This window comes from Vibrio ordalii ATCC 33509 (assembly GCA_000257205.1).
Classification (GTDB): Bacteria; Pseudomonadota; Gammaproteobacteria; order Enterobacterales; family Vibrionaceae; genus Vibrio; species Vibrio ordalii.
The window spans coordinates 1-18,986 of sequence record AEZC01000145.1; the positions used below are offsets into that span (position 1 = coordinate 1).

An 18,986-nucleotide genomic window follows, 5' to 3' on the forward strand; every position below is an offset into this window, starting at 1 on the left:
TCTTCAGCGAGCACCTTAATAAGCCTCAGTCGAAAGACTATTCTCTCTATTCAATGTCAGATTTCTTATTGACTCCTATTTCATTAATTCAGTGGATTATCATGTTTAAAGACGAAATCTTGTGGTTTTAGTGCAGATGAATTAACTGCTTTTTTGCTTTTTAATTAGTGTTTAGTTCTGGTTTTTTATGGATTACACTGGTTTTTGTTTCTAATTTGTTGCGTTATGTGTCGCAATTTAATTTGCAATTTTATTCTGCATTCTTTTTTAGAATATATGGTGAATTGGTAGTTTATTAGACTTAAAGTCTATGTTTTAGCGGGTTTTGCTGCATGCTAGAATATTGATCATACCAATGATTAATGCATATACGATGCATAAAAATATGATGTTACTGCTTTGGTTTGATTGGGTATCGACTTTTTATCCTATCAATGTTGCTTTTCTGTGAAATATTTGCTAAATTGATGGCCTTGTTAATTACCAGAATATTGTACTGGTATGAATGGATTCATTTTTACTGGTTTTGAACGCTTTGTTGTTCAAAGCTAGTTACAGACAGGGCACAACACTGCCCAAGTCGTAGAGGTCTGGGATGTCACTTTTAGAAGTAAAAAACCTGCGTATTGAATACCCATCGCGTCATGGTGTTCACGTTGCTGTGAAATCACTTTCGTTTAATATCGAGCGGGGTGAAATTGTTGGAGTTGTCGGAGAATCAGGCGCCGGGAAATCGACCGTAGGTAACGCAGTTATCGATTTATTGAGCCCACCAGGTCTGATTGCCAGTGGCGATGTGTTCCTAGATGGTGAGAAGATTTCAGGCCTATCGCCTGAGCAGATTCGCCAAGTTCGTGGCTCTAAAATTGGTTTTATTTTTCAAGACCCAATGACATCACTTAATCCGCTATTTACTGTTGAACATCAACTGACAGAAACCATCCACGCCAATATGAAAGTGACTGAGGAAGAAGCGTATCAGCGTGCACTTTCTTTGATGAAGCAAGTAGGTATTCCTCAGCCTGAAAACCGTTTGAAGCAGTACCCACACCAATTCTCTGGTGGTATGCGTCAACGTGTTGTGATTGCCATTGCGCTGGCGGGTGAACCTGATCTTATTATTGCCGATGAACCGACCACGGCATTAGACGTTTCTATTCAAGATCAAATCTTGAGCCTCATCCGCGAGCTATGCATTAAAAACAATGTTGGTTGTATGCTGGTTACCCATGATATGGGTGTGGTCTCGAATGTGACGGATCGCGTCGCGGTGATGTATCGCGGTGACTTGGTGGAATTTGGACCGACAGCCAAAGTGCTTGGCGCTCCGGATCACTCCTATACGCGCAGTTTGATTTCCGCCGTTCCTCGCTCAGATAAAAAACTCGATCGCTTTCCGCTGGTGAGTTATATCGAAGAGGCGAGTGAGTTAAAACCACTGGATGTTAAAAACCATTGGTTAGGACAGAGCCAAGATAATCGCCAATACACAGGCCCACTGCTGACAGTGGAAAACGTGAATTTACGCTTTACGACCAAAGACTCATTGTTTGAAAGTCGCCGTGAATATGTCCAAGCTTCAAATGACGTCAGTTTCGAGGTGTTTGAAGGGGAAACCTTTGGTTTGGTTGGGGAATCGGGTTCCGGTAAATCGACCATTGCACGCGTGATTGCTGGTTTGTACGCTCCAAACTCAGGCAAAGTTTGTTTTGAAGGGATTGATCTTACTGCGCTGAAATCGGAAAACGAGCGCCGTCCGATGCGCCGCCAGATGCAGATGGTGTTTCAAAACCCTTATACCTCAATGAATCCGAGAATGAAGATTTTCGATATCATTGCCGAGCCAATTCGTTTTCATAAATTAACCCGTAGCGAAGCGGAAACACGGCAAATAGTGCATGACCTTTTAGAGCACGTTGGCTTAGGAACAATGGCGGGAGTGAAATATCCGCACGAGTTTTCCGGCGGTCAACGTCAACGTATTTCGATTGCTCGCGCACTCGCTACGCGTCCTCGCTTATTGATTTGTGATGAACCCACGTCCGCGCTCGACGTGTCTGTGCAAGCGCAGATCTTAAACCTATTGAAAGATCTGCAAGATGAGCTCAATTTGACCATGCTGTTCATCAGCCATGATTTACCGGTGATCCGCCAAATGTGCGATCGTGTCGGCGTCATGCAAATGGGGACCTTATTGGAGGTTGCCCCTACAGAGCAGTTGTTTAAGTCACCTCAACACCAATACAGCCAACATTTGATTTCTTTAATGCCTGAGTTTACGGGCTTAAGAGAAGATGCAGTAACGGCGTAAGCCAAAAAAAGTTACAGATAGAAATATCATGACCAAGCGTGCTTGGAATGAATAAACAGAAGCAATTACAACAACTAGGGATTTGGATTCCCGCATAAGGAGTTATGCAATGAAAACCATGAAAAGCAAACTAACAGTAGCTTTGATGGCGGCAGGCTTAAGCTTTGCAGCTAGCGCGGCCAATATTACCGTCGCTTATGATTCTGACCCTGTGTCACTTGACCCGCATGAGCAGCTATCTGGTGGTACGCTACAAATGTCTCACATGGTGTTTGATCCTCTTGTTCGTTACACCCAGACATTTGATTTTGAACCTCGCCTTGCTGAGAAATGGGAACGTGTCAATGATACAACGTTCCGTTTTACGCTCCGTAAAGGGGTGAAATTCCATTCAGGTAACGAAATGACGGCAGACGATGTGGTCTGGACGTTCGATCGTTTACAAGATTCTCCTGATTTCAAAGCTATTTTTGAACCGTATGAAAAGATGGTCAAAGTGGATGATTACACCGTCGAGATCGTATCCAAAGGCGCTTATCCGCTGGTTCTGCAAACCGCAACCTACATCTTCCCTATGGACAGCAAGTTCTATTCGGGCAAAGCGGCTGATGGTAAAGAGAAATCTGAAATTGTGAAGCACGGTAACTCGTTTGCTTCGACCAACGTTTCTGGTACTGGCCCATTTAGAGTGACTTTCCGCGAACAAGGCGTAAAAGTGGAATTTGAACGCTTTAAAGATTATTGGGATAGCGCATCAAAAGGCAACGTAGACAAACTGACTTTAGTACCGATTAAAGAAGATGCCACTCGTGTTGCAGCGCTCCTTTCTGGTGATGTGGATATCATTGCACCTGTTGCGTCAAACGATCATAAACGTGTGGAAGCAGCCAAAGGTATTGATCTTGTGACCTTACCGGGTACGCGCATCATCACTTTCCAAATGAACCAAAACAGCAATGAAGCACTGAAAGATGTTCGCGTGCGTCAAGCCATTGTTCATGCCATCAACAACCAAGGTATCGTTGACAAAATCATGAAGGGTTTTGCGACAGCTGCTGGCCAACAAGGCCCAGCGGGTTATTCTGGTTATGATGCGAACCTTGTGCCTCGTTTTGATTTGAAAAAAGCGAAAGAGCTGATGAAAGAGGCTGGTTATGAGAAAGGGCTGACGCTCACCATGATCGCGCCAAACAACCGTTATGTGAACGATGCGAAAGTGGCACAAGCCGCAGCGGCGATGTTGTCGAAAATTGGTATTAAGGTTGATCTTAAAACCATGCCAAAAGCGCAATATTGGCCTGAGTTTGATAAGTGCGCCGCGGATCTGTTAATGATTGGCTGGCACTCAGATACTGAAGACTCTGCCAACTTCACCGAGTTTTTAACCATGACACGTAATGAAGAAACTGGTAAAGGCCAGTACAACTGTGGTCACTACTCAAATCCAGAAGTGGATAAGTTGGTTGAAGCGGCAAACGTAGAAACCGATCCTGCGAAACGTGCACAGATGCTGCAAAAAGTCGAAGTGACTTTGTACAACGACGCAGCATTTGTTCCACTGCATTGGCAAAACCTAGCGTGGGGTGCGAAATCTACTTTAGATATCAAACCGATTGTTAACGCGATGGACTACCCTTATTTCGGCGACCTAGTCGTTAGCGAGTAATTACTTAAGCTGGCCGATCATGTGATGTGGGCGGTGCTTAAGTCACTCAAGGCATCCGCTTGGATGCCTTATTAAGATCTCTGCACTTTGCTTTATTTCAGTCGGGTCGAGTGTCATTTTTTAGGCTGAATTTTTTCGTTCCTATTAAAGTTAATTCAATTTTAAAAAGAACCATCATGGATAGTTTAAGGGGCAAGGAATGTTTTCGTTTCTGGTCAAGCGCCTGTTTCAGGCACTGATAGTGATGTTTGTGATCAGTCTGGTGGCGTTTGCCATTCAGGATAACTTAGGCGACCCATTGCGTGAGCTTGTTGGGCAGTCTGTTTCAGAAAGCGAGCGCCAAGCACTGCGCGATGAACTTGGACTGAATGATCCTTTCATTGCCAAATATACGCGTTTTATTACGGCCGCGGTGCAGGGTGATTTAGGCACGTCTTACTTTTTCAAACGTCCTGCGGTGGACGTTATTCTCGATAAATTAGTCGCAACCCTAGAGCTAGTGCTCGGTGCGACCGTAATCATCATTGTCTGTTCCATTCCATTAGGGGTTTACACCGCTATTCATCCCAAAAGCTTCTTTACCAAAGTGGTGATGGCAGGCAGCAGTATTGGTATTTCTATCCCAGTGTTCTTAACGGCGATTATGTTGATGTACGTTTTCTCGATCACGTTAGGTTGGCTGCCATCGTATGGACGAGGGGAAACCGCCAATTGGTTGGGTTGGGAATCTGGCTTTTTCACGGCTGATGGATTAGCACACTTGGTGCTGCCTTGTGTTTCACTGGCATCGATCATGCTGCCGCTGTTTATTCGTTTAGTGCGTTCTGAAATGTTGGAAGTGCTGAGCTCGGAATACATCAAATTTGCTAAAGCTAAAGGCTTGGCATTGAACAAAATTTACTACCAACATGCCCTTAAAAATACCATGTTACCGGTGCTAACCGTCGGCGGTGTACAAATTGGGACTATGGTGGCCTACACCATCTTAACCGAGACTGTTTTTCAGTGGCCGGGGACGGGCTTTCTTTTCCTTGAAGCGATCAACCGAGTTGATACTCCGCTGATCACCGCTTACGTCATATTCGTTGGCCTGATTTTTGTTGTCACCAACACCATTGTCGATCTGTTATACGGTCTGATTAACCCGACTGTGAACCTTACTGGAAAAGGAGCTTAATCATGAGCCAATTTGCTGCTGCTCCATCCCGTTGGGAGCGTTTTAAACAGTCTGATTTTTTGTACTATTTCTTGCGTGATAAAGTGGCGATGACCAGCTTCGTCATCTTTTTGGTATTCTTAACTTTGTCTGTCGCTGCGCCACTCATTGCCCCCAGTAACCCGTACGACCTATCATCGATTGATCTGATGGATGCAGAATTACCTCCCTCTTGGATGGACGGAGCCGATGAGCGCTTTGTGCTTGGCACGGATGAGCAAGGGCGCGATATTTTGTCGACCATACTGTATGGCTCGCGTCTATCACTGACGATTGGCTTTTTGGCGGTCGGTTTACAGTTGCTACTTGGTATCGTGATTGGCCTTTCAGCTGGCTACTTTGGTGGGCGTATTGATAGCTTTTTGATGCGCTTTGCCGATGTACAGCTATCGTTTTCCACCATGATGGTGGCGATCATTGTTTCGGCAATTTTCAAAGCCAGTTTTGGGAGTGAATTTTATAGTCAGTATGCAGTTGTGATGCTGGTGGTGATTATTGGCGTGGCTGAGTGGCCACAATATGCGCGGACAATTCGTGCGTCCGTGCTCGCCGAGAAGAAAAAAGAGTATGTGGAAGCAGCTCGTGTAATGGGTTTTAAATCGCCACGTATCATGTTTCGCCATATTTTACCTAACTGTTTATCGCCTATTTTGGTTATCTCAACCGTACAAATTGCTAATGCGATTATGTCTGAAGCGGCACTCTCTTTCCTAGGCTTAGGTTTGCCAGTCGATCAGCCATCATTGGGTGCTTTGATTAGCATGGGCTTTAACTACATCTTCTCTGGCGCTTGGTGGATTACGGCTTTCCCTGGTTTTGTACTCGTCACATTAGTGTTGGTGATCAATCTGTTGGGTGACTGGCTACGCGATGTTTTTAATCCAAAAATTTACAAAGGGTGATGTGGCAATTGATTTTTGCTAAAGAAAATCCCTAAACTAAAAGCCGCAGTCAAATGCGGCTCTTTTTTGCTAGTACTTTTGTTATACCCAAACCCATTGAACTAGGGAACATAGAATCGGCAATGTTGTCACTACTATTAATCAAGTATATGGACTCAATATGATGACCCTGATGCGGAAAACGACCCTGTGTTTGACATCAAGCCTAACGGTGTTGGTGTCGCTGGTTTTATTTCAACCCGTTTGGGCGGAAGATTTTCTTTGTGATGCGACTCAAGCCTCTGTTGATCAACTGCCCATTCTTGATAAAGCATGCCCAATTGGGCAAGGCTTATGGGGTAAACAAAAGCCGAAAGGAAAATCCACTTTTTGGATTCAATGTGGTGTGTTGAATAAGCCATTATCTTTGTTGCAAGCCAAAGCATTTTATACTCATATTTCTAAGGATGTGTGGCTAAAACCAGAAGCGAAAACGTATCGTTGTTTAATCGGGCCTTACACTGACTACAGTCAAGTGAAGAGAGAGCTGCCTCTTATCCAGCAAATTCCCGGCTACAAAGAAGCTTTCATTCGTCAGGTTGTCAAAGGGCACGCTCAGTCTAGCTCGCCGATAAAAAAGACAACTTCCGCTCAAGCAACGTCTGCCGCAAATCAGATCACCAAAAAGTCTTTACCGAAACCACGAGTGGAAATGGCGAGTTCGCCATTATCAACGAAACCATCAACCAAAGCGCCAGCTCTTAATGTTCCGCCAGCGGTTGAAATTCGTTTGAGCACCACCGCAAACGGTTTGCAGTTTGTGGTGCCTCATTTACGTTCGAGTGATGAACAGTTCTATATGGAACATGGCCTACCATGGAGCCGCCTAAACTATAAGGTGGCAGAAAAAACCTGCCAACAAATGGCGATGCGCTTGGTCACGGAAGAAGAGTGGCAACGCCTTTTGGATTCAAAACAGATGGACAGTAACCAATGGCCAATGCACTTACCTTATTGGGGATGGTCGCAAAAAGGGCTTTTTACCAACGGTAAAGTCAGCCAACTGAAAGGTTCCTCATTACTCAATGTGATTTGCGTTAAATAAGTGTCTCAGTTTGCCGTCAGAAATGGCGGCAGCGCTACTCTTTCTTTCCCTCTTCAAGTAACTGTAGATAGCGTTGTTCGATAAAATCTTTCTCTTTACTGATGTGATAGAGCTGTTTTTTCATTGCTTCTACATCGGCAGAAGTGCCAGCTTGTTCGGCTTGTTCTTTGTATTTTTCAATCGTCTCTAAGAGTTCTTTTTTCTCCGCCTGATGATTTTTGGTCATTTCGTAGAAATCACCCGCTTTACTGATTTTGATGTATTCTGCTTCTAGCTGCTCAAACTCTTTCTCAATAGTAGCTTTTTCTTCCTTTAAACTATCAACGGTATCGGTTTGAGCAAAAAGTTTTTTACGCGTCATCCGTAACCCTTTCACGCTTTTATCGAGATCGCCTTTCAACTTACGGATCAACTTATGCGATTTACTCAATTTCTCATTGAGCTCATCAATTGAAGCCTGATCCTCAGCGCTGATCCCTTGAGCTGAGGAATTCTTAATAATAGAAACCTGTTGTTCGAGCGCTTTTTGAATGATGATCAAATCATTCAGTGTCGAGCTATGTTCAGCGGCATAGTTCAGAGCATTTTCTACAGATTGTTGACACAAATGGATCGTATTATCATCGGTATCTCCTGGATTATGGGCAAAACCATGCGCAAACTTTCTAAATTCACGCAGGATCAGCAGTAGAATAAAAAACCAAACCAACAAGATGATAAGCCCAAGATCGATAGCCAATATCGATAAAACCTTTTCAGTGAGAAACTCTTGTATTGGCATCACATAAACCCATATTGGTGGCCGTATTTTAAGGTAAGTTTAGTTGTTGTAAAAAAATGTGCCTATACTTTGAACAAGTTAGGCAATCGAAAAATGCGCTGTGAAGATTCTCATTGTTGATGACAGTAAAGCGACACTTGAAATAGTCAGACGAGCCTTAGAGGCGTTTGGTTACCGACGTTTGTCCATTCAAAAGGAAGACAATGGCAAGGCTGCGCTCAAGTTGATTGGTAGTTGGCAGCCAGATATTGTTTTAACAGATTGGCACATGCCCGGCATGACGGGGTTGGAGCTAACACAAGCGATCACCAAACGTAAGCTCGGGATAAAGGTGGCGATGCTCACCACGGTGGCCGATGAGCAACAAATCAAACAGGCGCTTAAAGCTGGAGCGTCGTTTGTGTTGTCTAAACCGTTTGTCGACGGTGAGCTACATCAAAAACTACTTCCCTTAGTGCAAGGAGCGGAAGAGAGCTGCATTGCATTAGATGAGATGATCGATCTGCAAGATGAGTTGGCTTTACCAAAACTTTCGCAGCTAGAAAAGCTGCTAAAAAGAACGGTGGGTGCTGAAATCGTGCTGAATAACATTCGTCGCCAATCGTTTGATGAGAGCAAAATTCCCTGTTTGATGGCAGTCTATGAAGATGGCGAAACGCAAAAGCCGCGCGCGGTGGCACTGCTTGATATCTACGCCGTTTGTGTCTTTGCTAAAGGCAACCCCAGCATTACTAAAGAGCAACTACAACAAGCGGTACACAGCAAAATGGTCAGCAAAGATATTCTCGATACTTGCCAAAAAGTGTTAAGTGCTGCTGCGTTAGCGTTTCTGGATAATCAAACCCGCAAAAGCTTGAAGTTAAAAAACATCAGTTTTATCCCTCAATCGTTTGAAAAGCTCGAAACCCTATTTGCCAAAGAAGCGGATAAACGGGTTGATTTTTCCTGCCAAATGGGGGCGTTAGCCCAAGGGAAAATTACTTTAGTCGGGTTCTAAAAAAGGCCTTGAGTGAACTCAAAGCCTTGATGTTATCCTGCCAACTTGGGGCTGCACCAATAAAAAAATTCAAAATATTCTTAATCTTTCCAAGTCTTTTTACCATGAATTTAAAACAAACCCATATCAAATTAGTCTGACTTACGAGCAATTGGTACGAGTCAGCTATAACGCAACGCTTCATTTCCACGTGGCTGATTGGCTGGTGTTGTCAGCCAATCAATCAGCATGTTTTAATAATCCGGCAATGAATGGTGAGCAATATGATGTAAAGTAAGTAAAAAGTCACACTAGGTAGAATAGCTACAAGTAAAGATTTTAATGATTTCGTTGATCAATTGTTCTTGAGTCTCATCATCTGGTTGTTCAATATTAGCTATCAATTGTGGCCAAAGAAAATAACCATTAAACAAGTTCATGATCACTTTAACTAGGTTGCCACTATCAGCCGTGACGATTTGCCCTTCATCCATTGCCACCTCAAGCCAATTTTTTAATGCCGTATCAGGACCCTCAACAAGCGATAAATATTGTGTGGTCAAATGGGGTTTTTGAATAAACTCTGCCACTATCATCCGCACGGTTGCTAGGCTTATCTGCTGATAAATTAGCGCTACTCTTTGGTTTAAATAATAACTAAGTTGCTCTGAAATAGTTTTTTCAGGGCAATAAGTAAAATTAAGAACCGGAGGAGATACTTCAACTAGACTTTTTACTGCTACGGAAAATAACATTTCTTTATTGGTAAAATGCTTATACAAAGTTCGTTTGGATACACTTGCCTGCTCACATACTCTATCCATATTAGCCAAATGAAACCCGTGTTCAATGAATTCCTTTTGGGCTGCCTCTATCAAAGCTAAATGTTTTTGCTCGCTTAACTTCATATCTATTTCCTCGATTGCACTGCAGTTGAGTATAAATGGAATCACAATAAAGTAAACTTGAAAGTTTACATATTAGCATGCATCAGGGTATGATAGGCGTGATGCGGTCTTCAGGGATCCGAAACCACTCTGGTCCGCTTAGACTAAAGCTGATTTTAATCTCTTTATTCATTGAGTTTCTTGACGGGTAAATATAACTGAGTCATCCGAATGATATTACGAAGACTACTGACACTCACCTTTTTCTGTTTGTCTCTATCTACTTTGGCAAGTGATTTTTCGCTACCGATTTGGAAAGATAAGGCAGAAGCTCTCGGCTATACATTGCCTAAACCGATAGGTTTTAATCTCAGTTACATGACGATGGAGCAAGGGATCAATGTTGATTCGATTGCCATACAAGGTCTAGGTAATTTTCCACTCCAACTGCAAGCTGAGCAGGGTCGGCAATACACAGAAGTCCTTACTTTGCGTGCCGATGTTTGGCTATTTCCTTTTCTCAACCTGTATGGCTTAGTAGGCAAGTTGGACGGTTACTCAACGACGGATGTGAATGTGAAGTTTTTGGGTGCCCAACACACCATTAATAACTTTCGTCTCGACCTTGATGGCTACACCACAGGAGTAGGCAGTGTACTGGTTGGCGGCTATCAGAACTGTTGCCTTGGTCGATGCCAGCCTAACCCAAAGTCGTCTCACGGTGATTGATGGCAGTATTGAAGCCTTAGTTGTTTCTCCGCGAATTGGATACGACTTCCACCGTCATGGCCAACCATTGCGTATTTGGGTGGGCGCTATGTATCAAAATGTCGAACAAACTTTACAAGGCTCATTATCAGATCTTGGCCTTCCAAGCACACTCACCGCTTTACTCCCCAAAGAGGCGGGTTTTGAAGTGAAACAACATTTGCAAACGCCGTGGAACCCGCTGATTGGATTGCAGTACCAAATTAACGACAGCTGGTATCTGCTCGGTGAATTTGGCCTGGGCGATCGCCAAAGTCTGTTTTTCTCTCTCGATAGACGTTTTTAATTCGTTATACCTAAACGACTTGGAGTGGCAGGTTGGCGGCTAGTGAGTGACAAATTTGGCAGACTGATGTTTCTTCATCCTTAGTGAAAATGCTTTCCAGTGAGGCTATCACTTTGTTATGAACAGTGTAGAATACTTTCGCAGAATACTCCCTATGAATAAAACCGATGGCTATGGATAGAAAAGGCAATCATAATTTAATCTGTTGTGACGAGTGTGGGCTCGTGGCGAGCGTACCTCAGTTAGATCAGGGGCACATGGCCCACTGCCCGCGCTGCGAACACACGCTCACGCAAATACAAAAACATCCGTACCAAACCACTATTGCCCTTGCGATAGGCAGTCTGATCTTGTTAATTCTAAGCCTCTCTTTTCCTTTTATGTCGTTTAGTGTCCAAGGTTTGAGCCAGCAAATTACCCTGCTGAATGCGGCTAAAATGCTCGGGGAGTTTCAAAATGTGTTACTTGCTATTTTACTGTTTACGACAGTCATCTTACTGCCCGCCCTGTATCTGGTGATCATTCTCTTTCTTTATTTCAAAGCACTACAGACCAAAAAAACATCGCTCCCAACATCAGAAATCTGGCTCACCAAACACCTATGCAATCTGCTATTTAAAGTACAGCCGTGGTTGATGATGGATGTGTTTTTGATTGGAGTGTTGGTTAGCCTTATCAAAATCGCTTCTCTCGCAGAAGTTTCCATGGGTAACTCTTTTTGGGCATTCTGCTGCTTTTCTGCCTTAATGGTAAAAACCGTTTCATCGGTTGATCGTTTCTGGTTGTGGCAACATTTTATTCCTGCGCGTATCCCTCAGGGAATCGTTTCTGGACACACACACTGCACGCACAATCACGTCAATTGCCACTACTGCCAGCAAATCAATCCTATCTCATCCGCTAAGCATCCGAAATGCTTGCGCTGCGGAAGTCGATTGCATGCTTACCATCCACAGCTCAATTTACAACAGGCATGGGCACTCTTATTGGCTGCAGTGATCTTTTATATCCCAGCCAACCTTTATCCGATGATGTATACCGTGAGCTTAGGTAAATCAGAAGGTTCAACCATTATGCAGGGGGTTATTCTACTCTGGCACCTCGGATCTTATCCTGTGGCGATGGTCATTTTCTTAGCCAGTATTTTTATCCCTGTGGCCAAAATGTTTGCGCTCGGTTGGCTCTACTGGCAAGCCGGGAAACTCGACGTATTTCCAGAGCCGCAGAATCTAAAGCGGCTCAAACTTTATCGTGTGACCGAATTCATTGGTCGCTGGTCAATGATTGACATTTTCGTCGTCGCTATATTGGTCGCTTTAGTACAACTGCATAACTTGATGGCGATTTATCCCGGCCCTGCCGCACTCTCTTTTGCGGCAGTGGTTATATTAACCATGCTTTCAGCCATGGTTTTTGATTCGCGAATCTTGTGGCAAGAGCCACCAGTATCCTCACCAACAAAAATAAAATGAGAAAACTTTCTATGAGTGATGAACCTCAAGTTACCGCTGAAGTGAGTGCGCAAAAGCAGCTCTCTGCGATTTGGATTATTCCCATTTTAGCACTTGCGATGGGACTATGGATGCTGTTTCAGTACGTGAATAGCACCGGGCCGAAAATCACCCTCGTTCTGCCGACGGCTGATGGGCTTGAAGTGGGGAAAACCCAAATTAAAGCGCTCAATGTGAATGTCGGGGTGATTAGCGATATTAAGCTCAGCGACGATTATCGACACATCATCGCCACCGCGCAGATGGTGAAAGATGCCGATCGCATGCTGCGCGAAGATTCACTTTTGTGGGTAGTGAAACCCCGCATTGGTAAAGAAGGGATTTCCGGACTCGATACCCTACTTTCTGGCGCTTATATCCAGTTGCAGCCCGGTCAATCCAAGACGTTTCAAGATGAATTTTCTGTGCTTGATTTGCCACCTATTGCGCCACTGGATACCAAAGGGTTACGCCTAATACTGACCAACAAAGAAGCCGGTAAACTGAGTGTCGGCGACCCCGTTATGTATGAAGGATTCACCGTGGGTCGCGTGGAAAGCACCCAGTTTGATGTAGCAAGTAAAAAGGCTCAGTACCAGCTCTTTATCTTTGCCCCATACGATAAATTGGTGAATACGCGTTCCTTTTTCTGGCTCAATTCTGGGTTCAACCTTCAACTTAATGCCGAAGGGCTCGAGTTTAGCCTAGGCTCGATAGAAAGCTTACTCAAAGGCGGCGTCACCTTTAGCCAGCTACAAGAAGAGGATTCTGGCCAGCCAATTACTCAGCAAATGACCGAGTTTCGCCTGTTTGACGATGTAAAACAGATCCGCGAAGGTATGTTCGATGACTACATCGAGTTTGTGATGATGTTTGATGATTCGGTACGCGGACTCAAGCCTTTAGCTCCGGTTGAATATCGTGGATTAAGAATCGGTACTGTCACTAAAATTCCACTCAAAACTGTCAGATCCAATGTTTACATTAATATTGAACGTATCCCTGTTTTGGTTCGGATTGAGCTAGGGCGTCTTTATGACAACTTTAGCGTTGCGGATATCCCTAATTTGAAAAAGCGTATGCAGGATGAATTTGCACGAGGATTAAGAGCCTCATTAAAAACGGGGAACTTGGTGACTGGCGCTCTATACATAGATACCGACTACTTCCCTGATGAGCCAGTAGATCCCCTCACTCAATTTGATGGATACCCGATGTTTCCAACTAAACAGGGGGGATTTGCCGAGGTGCAGAAACAGGTCACCGAATTGCTGAGAAAGCTCAACGGACTGCCTATGGATGATACTTTGGCATCGCTCAACAGCACTTTAAAAACGTCAGAGGAGCTGTTGGCGTCAGCGGAGCGCATTCTGAAAAAACAAGAGACGCAAAATCTGCCAGCAGATATTCAAGCAAGCCTAAAACAACTGGAAACCACCCTAGGCGGTTTTGGCCCTGAATCGACGGTGTATCGTGAGCTTGAAACCACGTTAAGAGAGCTAAACCAAGTGATGGCTGAATTTAAACCTGTGCTGCGCACCATTAATGAAAAACCCAATGCGTTGATTTTTGGTGAAAGTAACGCGGCAGATCCGATTCCCGCGAAAGGAAAGCAAGAATGAAAACATGGTTATTAATGATGTTAACCACACTGTTGGTCGGCTGCGGAGGAACTCCACAGCCTAAAGTCAGTTTCTATTTACTGCCGAACAACCCAGAGCTCAGCGAGCTGACCCAACCAAAGGGATTGCTTTTGCTGGTGGTTCAGCCCGTGGAATTAGCCGCTTATTTGGATACTCAAGGGATTGTTTATCGTCAGTCAGAGACACAAGTGATTCAAGCAAGACAAAACCAGTGGGCGCAGCGGCTTAGCCCACAACTGACACAGCGTATCACCAATGATCTGCGCCATAAGCAATCTCGCTACTGGCCTGCACCTTTGAATGCCTCATCTAGCCAGCAGGAGCACTGGAAACTGCAGGTGAGGTTGCAGCGATTTAATGGTGCCTACACGGGTAATGCCGAAGTTGCCGGTAGTTGGGAATTACTCACCCCGAAAGGAGAAAGCATGTTAAACCAAGAGTTTAGTTTTCATATTCCGCTCAAAGATACTGGCTACTCAGCTCTGGTTGAAGCGCTCTCTGCGGGTGTAGATCAACTTTCAACTCAGATCGAAACCCAATTGGTAACTCGCTGAGCAGACAATCAGGTTATCGATAGAATAAAAAGCCCAACACAAATGTACACCCGCAAGTTTACTTTTTGTGATTACTCAAGGTATGATGCGCAAAATGTTAACCACTTGATGGTCACGGCTCCTACCGATTTGAAGTGATCGGCAGGAAAAAACGTCTAAAGGCATGGGGATTTACACACAATCCCCTTTCCCAATGGTGAAATTGAGGAGCAACACACCATGAATCCTTCTTTTACTCGTTCAATGGCTGCAAAGCGCTCATTGCTTAGCGCGGTGATCGCCTCGGCCTTATTGCTGTCTGGCTGTGGTGAAGCGCCACAAGTCAGCGCTCCCGCTCCCGTGGTCAAACCCGCATTAACCGAGATTGTCGCAAGTCAACGCGCTTCCGATCTCACGTTTAATGGCGTGGTGCGCGCCGCTCAGCGTGCTGATCTGGCCTTTCGCATCAGTGGCCGTTTAACCGATATCGCGGTAAAAGAAGGCGACACGGTGAAAAAAGGCCAATTACTGGCGAGCCTCGACTCACGAGATGCCAAAACGACGCTGGAAGTCGCGCAACTTGAGCTGAAAAACACCGAACAAGAATACCGCCGCGCTAAAGCCATTTTTGACAAAACCCAAGCCATTTCTAAAGCAGAGCTGGATAACGTCACCAATCGCCACGATCTCGCGAAGAACCGGGTTGAAGAGGCCAAACGCAAACTCGAATACACCCAAATTACCGCCCAGTTTGATGGCGTCATCAGTGAAAAAACGGTCGAGAATTTTTCTCAAGTGCAAGCCAATCAAGTGATCATGATTTTGCAAGACCTGAATGATTTGGAGGTGGCGATTGAGATCCCGCATCGTGTGATGCTCTCTGGGGTGCGTAATACCCGCGCGATCGCCGAGTTAAGCGCGATTCCCAATCAGCAATTTGATTTACAGCTGCGTACCTACTCCACTCAGCCAAGTTCGGATTCACAAACCTACTCTGTAGTGCTTGGTTTTGAAGATTTAAAAGGCTTTCGCGTGATGCCCGGTATGTCAGCCAAAGTGATCCCGGTTGCCGAGGATACCGCCGCTGAAAACACGCTCATCACCCTACCACTCACCGCCCTAGTGCCAGATAACCAAGGCAAACAATTTGTGTGGGTGGTCAATGCGCAAGACCAAGCGGAAAAACGTTACGTCGACATCGGCACCACCTACAAAAATCGCGTGGTGATCACCCAGCATCTCAAACCGGGTGAGCAGGTTATTATCGCCGGTGTTTCGAGTGTGCGCGAAGGCATGACCGTTCGTCCCTACACGGATAACAACGGAGCCCAATAATGGATATTGCACGTTATACCCTTGCCAAACGCACCAGCGTTTGGGTGCTGATAGCCCTGACTCTGATTGGCGGCTACATCAGCTACCTCAAATTGGGTCGCTTTGAAGACCCAGAGTTTGTGATTCGCCAAGCGGTGATTGTGACGCCTTATCCGGGCGCAACGGCGCAAGAAGTTTCCGATGAAGTGACCGATGTCATCGAAGGCGCGGTGCAAGCCTTGCAAGAGCTCAAAGAAGTCAAATCGGTTTCGATGCAAGGCCGCTCTGAAGTGACGGTGGAAATCAAACTCGAATTTGCCAAATCCTCCGCGCAGCTGCAGCAGGTATGGGACAAATTACGCCGCAAAGTTGCGGATGCGCAGCGCCAACTGCCTCCCGGTGCGGGGGCTTCGATTGTCAACGATGACTTCTCTGACGTGTACGCGCTGTTTTATGCGGTGACAGGGGAAGGCTTTAGTGACAAACAGCTGCAAGACTACGTCGATACGCTACGCCGTGAACTGGTTCTGGTGCCGGGTGTGGCCAAAGCCGCGACGCTGGCCGAGCAGCAAGAAGCGATCTTTATCGAGATGTCCAGCGAACGCATGGCGGAATTTGGCCTTTCGGTTGAACGCGTGCTGCAAGTGCTACAAAAGCAGAGCCTAGTCACCGTCGCAGGCAGTGTCGATGCCCAGCAGATGCGCATCCCAGTGATCCCTAAATCCAACATCAGCTCCTTGGCTGACCTCACTAATTTGCAAGTAGCGGTTGGTAGCAACAATGCGGTGGTACGCTTAGGTGATGTTGCCAACATCAGCCGTGGCTACACCGAGCCTGCGTCCATGCTGATGCGCTATAACGGCCAACGTGCGATTGGTTTTGGTATCTCGAACATCACCGGTGGTAACGTGGTGGAGATGGGCGATGCCGTCAAAGCACGCTTGGCGGAGCTTGAAAGCCAGCGCCCACTGGGAATGGAGTTGCATGTGATCTCGATGCAGTCTGACTCGGTGCGTGCTTCGGTCGCCAATTTTATCGATAACCTGATTGCCGCTGTCGCCATTGTGTTTGTTGTGCTCCTGCTGTTTATGGGCGTACGCTCAGGCGTCATCATCGGTTTTGTTCTGCTGCTCACCGTTGCCGGCACCTTGTGTGTGATGCTGATTGATGACATTGCAATGCAGCGGATTTCGCTTGGCGCACTCATCATCGCCCTCGGTATGTTGGTGGATAACGCGATTGTGGTTACCGATGGTGTGCTAGTGCGTTTTCAGCAAGAGCCGAACGCGGATAAACAGCAGGTCGTGTCCGAAGTGGTCAATGCCACTAAATGGTCACTGCTGGGCGGTACCGTAGTGGGTATTTTTGCCTTCAGCGCAATTGGCCTCTCCCCTTCGGATATGGGCGAATATGCGGGTTCACTGTTTTGGGTGATCCTCTACTCGATGTTTTTGAGTTGGGTGTTTGCGGTGACCGTCACCCCCATGCTGTGCCATGACTTTCTGCGCGTTAAAGCTCCCACCAAAGAGGCTAAACCGTCTAAATTGGTAACGGGTTATAAAGCCGTGCTGCAATGGGTGTTAAGCCACCGCGTAGTCAGTTGTGTCATGCTGCTCGGCACCTTAGTGGCTGCGGTATGGGGCGCTCAGTTTATTCCGCCAGGCTTTATGCCAGAGTCGCAACGCCCACAATTTGTGGTGGATGTGTACTTGCCACAGGGATCGGATATTCGCCGTACCGAACAGGTTGTCGCCAACATTGAGAAAGACGTGGCGCAAAAAGACGGTATTACCAATATCACCAGTTTCATCGGTGGTGGTGGCCTGCGTTTTATGCTGACCTATGTGCCTGAATCGCGTAACCCAAGTTACGGCCAACTGCTGATTGATATTGATGACTACACCAAAATTGCCCCATTAGTAGGCGAGCTGCAAAATGAGCTGGATGCCAAATACCCAGATGCCTCAATCAAGGTGTGGAAGTTTATGCTCGGTCGCGGCGGCGGCAAGAAAATTGAAGCCGGTTTCAAAGGGCCAGACAGCCATGTGCTGCGCCAATTGGCTGAACAAGCCAAAGCGATTATGCATAACGACCCGAACTTGATTGCGGTGCAAGATGACTGGCGTCAACAAGTGCCGGTATTGCAACCTATGTATTCCGCGCAAGAAGCACAGCGTCTTGGCTTAACCACGCAAGAAATCAGCGCCGCGATCGCGCAAACGCTCAATGGGCGTAATGTTGGGGTGTATCGCGAAGGCAATGATTTGATCCCGTTGATGGTTCGCGCGCCAGAAAATGAGCGTCACCACGAACGTGCGATTGAAAACAGTGAGGTGTTCAGCGCGCAAGCGGCGCGTTACGTTCCGGTAAGTCAGTTGGTGGATTCGGTAGATACTGTCTATCAAGATGCCTTGCTGCGCCGCATCAACCGCATGTCGACCATCTTGGTACAAGCTGACCCAGCGCCAGGCGTGATGACGACCGATGCGTTCAATAATGTGTACGAAAAAATCGAGCAGATTGAGCTGCCTGCGGGTTATGAGCTGATTTGGTACGGTGAATACAAAGCCTCGAAAGATGCCAACGAAGGCTTGGCGCTCTCCGCTCCTTACGGCTTTGCGGCGATGATTCTCGCGGTGGTGTTTATGTTTAACGCGCTGCGTCAGCCACTCGTGATCTGGATGACCGCCCCCTTTGCTGTCGTGGGTGTCACCATTGGCCTTATCGCCTTTCAAACTCCATTCGAGTTTATGGCAATCCTCGGCTTTTTAAGCTTGATTGGTATGATGGTGAAGAACGCGATTGTGTTGGTTGACCAAGCGGATGCAGAAATTCGCGCAGGTAAAGAATCTTATTTCGCGATTATTGATGCCGCGGTCTGCCGCGCTCGCCCAGTATTGCTTGGGGCATTTACCACCATTTTAGGTGTGGCACCATTGCTGGTAGACCCATTCTTTAAGAGTATGGCGGTCACCATTATGTTTGGTTTGCTGTTTGCCACCATTCTGACTTTGGTGGTGATCCCACTTTTCTATGCAGCACTCTTTAGAGTAAAAGTCGCCAAATCATAATCAAGTGGCGGGTACTCAGGGTATTAATACGCAAGGCGGCGAATTAGACCTAGAAACA

At 46.0% G+C, this 18,986-nt stretch carries 13 protein-coding genes and 1 pseudogene; 12 read left to right on the top strand and 2 right to left on the bottom strand.

The genetic code is table 11. The annotated features are described in order from the left end of the window. Positions 1-595 precede the first annotated feature (595 nt). From VOR_RS0110425 to VOR_RS0110445, 5 genes are all read left to right on the top strand, one after another. Positions 596-2,311: a dipeptide ABC transporter ATP-binding protein gene (locus VOR_RS0110425; RefSeq protein ID WP_010319651.1), complete on the top strand. Its 1,716-nt coding sequence runs from the start codon at positions 596-598 to the stop codon at positions 2,309-2,311. A gap of 109 nt (positions 2,312-2,420) precedes the next feature. Next, the gene (locus VOR_RS0110430; RefSeq protein ID WP_010319652.1) at positions 2,421-3,977 is read left to right on the top strand and encodes an ABC transporter substrate-binding protein; all 1,557 of its coding nucleotides are present in this window, start codon (positions 2,421-2,423) and stop codon (positions 3,975-3,977) included. 199 nt (positions 3,978-4,176) lie between these two features. Then, complete coding sequence (locus VOR_RS0110435; protein WP_010319653.1) at positions 4,177-5,154, top strand: ABC transporter permease; 978 nt, start codon at positions 4,177-4,179, stop codon at positions 5,152-5,154. A 2-nt stretch (positions 5,155-5,156) separates the two neighbouring features. Beyond that, a complete protein-coding gene (locus VOR_RS0110440) occupies positions 5,157-6,095 on the top strand; it encodes an ABC transporter permease (RefSeq protein WP_010319654.1) in 939 nt (312 codons plus the stop codon). 160 nt (positions 6,096-6,255) lie between these two features. Further along, positions 6,256-7,179, top strand: a complete 924-nt coding sequence (locus VOR_RS0110445) for an SPOR domain-containing protein (protein WP_029627092.1) — start codon at positions 6,256-6,258, stop codon at positions 7,177-7,179. Between the two features lie 34 nt (positions 7,180-7,213). Here the strand turns inward: VOR_RS0110445 and VOR_RS0110450 are convergent, their stop codons facing one another. Next, positions 7,214-7,963: a coiled-coil domain-containing protein gene (locus tag VOR_RS0110450; RefSeq protein ID WP_029627093.1), complete on the bottom strand. Its 750-nt coding sequence runs from the start codon at positions 7,961-7,963 to the stop codon at positions 7,214-7,216. A 97-nt stretch (positions 7,964-8,060) separates the two neighbouring features. On the opposite strand from VOR_RS0110450, the gene VOR_RS0110455 reads away from it, so the two are divergent. Continuing rightward, the gene (locus VOR_RS0110455; protein WP_010319657.1) at positions 8,061-8,957 is read left to right on the top strand and encodes a response regulator; all 897 of its coding nucleotides are present in this window, start codon (positions 8,061-8,063) and stop codon (positions 8,955-8,957) included. 290 nt (positions 8,958-9,247) lie between these two features. On the opposite strand, the gene VOR_RS0110460 is transcribed toward VOR_RS0110455, so the two are convergent. Next, the gene (locus VOR_RS0110460; protein WP_010319658.1) at positions 9,248-9,844 is read right to left on the bottom strand and encodes a TetR/AcrR family transcriptional regulator; all 597 of its coding nucleotides are present in this window, start codon (positions 9,842-9,844) and stop codon (positions 9,248-9,250) included. A gap of 210 nt (positions 9,845-10,054) precedes the next feature. Between VOR_RS0110460 and VOR_RS17875 the strand changes: the two are divergent. From VOR_RS17875 to vexD, 6 genes and pseudogenes are all read left to right on the top strand, one after another. Next, positions 10,055-10,877: pseudogene (locus VOR_RS17875) on the top strand (TonB-dependent receptor). A gap of 173 nt (positions 10,878-11,050) precedes the next feature. After that, on the top strand, positions 11,051-12,349 hold the full coding sequence (locus tag VOR_RS0110470; protein WP_029627095.1) for a PqiA/YebS family transporter subunit: 1,299 nt from the start codon (positions 11,051-11,053) through the stop codon (positions 12,347-12,349). Positions 12,350-12,360: 11 nt separating this feature from the next. Continuing rightward, positions 12,361-13,989, top strand: coding sequence for an intermembrane transport protein PqiB (pqiB, locus tag VOR_RS0110475; protein ID WP_010319660.1), 1,629 nt, complete (start codon positions 12,361-12,363; stop codon positions 13,987-13,989). Beyond that, positions 13,986-14,564, top strand: a complete 579-nt coding sequence (locus VOR_RS0110480; RefSeq protein WP_010319661.1) for a PqiC family protein — start codon at positions 13,986-13,988, stop codon at positions 14,562-14,564. Before pqiB ends, VOR_RS0110480 begins: the two co-directional genes overlap by 4 nt. A gap of 219 nt (positions 14,565-14,783) precedes the next feature. Next, entirely contained in the window at positions 14,784-15,878 is a 1,095-nt protein-coding gene (gene vexC, locus VOR_RS0110485; protein WP_010319662.1) for a multidrug efflux RND transporter periplasmic adaptor subunit VexC, read from the top strand. Continuing rightward, entirely contained in the window at positions 15,878-18,928 is a 3,051-nt protein-coding gene (gene vexD / locus VOR_RS0110490; protein ID WP_010319663.1) for an efflux RND transporter permease subunit VexD, read from the top strand. Before vexC ends, vexD begins: the two co-directional genes overlap by 1 nt. Positions 18,929-18,986: the final 58 nt, after the last annotated feature.

What these genes read in the sequence shown, in the direction of transcription:
- VOR_RS0110470 (WP_029627095.1), top strand. Translation starts at nt 11,051, where the DNA reads ATGGATAGAAAAGGCAATCATAATTTAATCTGTTGTGACGAGTGTGGG.
- vexC (WP_010319662.1), top strand. Translation starts at nt 14,784, where the DNA reads ATGAATCCTTCTTTTACTCGTTCAATGGCTGCAAAGCGCTCATTGCTT.
- VOR_RS0110435 (WP_010319653.1), top strand. Translation starts at nt 4,177, where the DNA reads ATGTTTTCGTTTCTGGTCAAGCGCCTGTTTCAGGCACTGATAGTGATG.
- VOR_RS0110425 (WP_010319651.1), top strand. Translation starts at nt 596, where the DNA reads ATGTCACTTTTAGAAGTAAAAAACCTGCGTATTGAATACCCATCGCGT.
- pqiB (WP_010319660.1), top strand. Translation starts at nt 12,361, where the DNA reads ATGAGTGATGAACCTCAAGTTACCGCTGAAGTGAGTGCGCAAAAGCAG.
- VOR_RS0110480 (WP_010319661.1), top strand. Translation starts at nt 13,986, where the DNA reads ATGAAAACATGGTTATTAATGATGTTAACCACACTGTTGGTCGGCTGC.
- VOR_RS0110430 (WP_010319652.1), top strand. Translation starts at nt 2,421, where the DNA reads ATGAAAACCATGAAAAGCAAACTAACAGTAGCTTTGATGGCGGCAGGC.
- VOR_RS0110445 (WP_029627092.1), top strand. Translation starts at nt 6,256, where the DNA reads ATGATGACCCTGATGCGGAAAACGACCCTGTGTTTGACATCAAGCCTA.
- VOR_RS0110460 (WP_010319658.1), bottom strand. Translation starts at nt 9,844, where the DNA reads ATGAAGTTAAGCGAGCAAAAACATTTAGCTTTGATAGAGGCAGCCCAA.
- vexD (WP_010319663.1), top strand. Translation starts at nt 15,878, where the DNA reads ATGGATATTGCACGTTATACCCTTGCCAAACGCACCAGCGTTTGGGTG.
- VOR_RS0110440 (WP_010319654.1), top strand. Translation starts at nt 5,157, where the DNA reads ATGAGCCAATTTGCTGCTGCTCCATCCCGTTGGGAGCGTTTTAAACAG.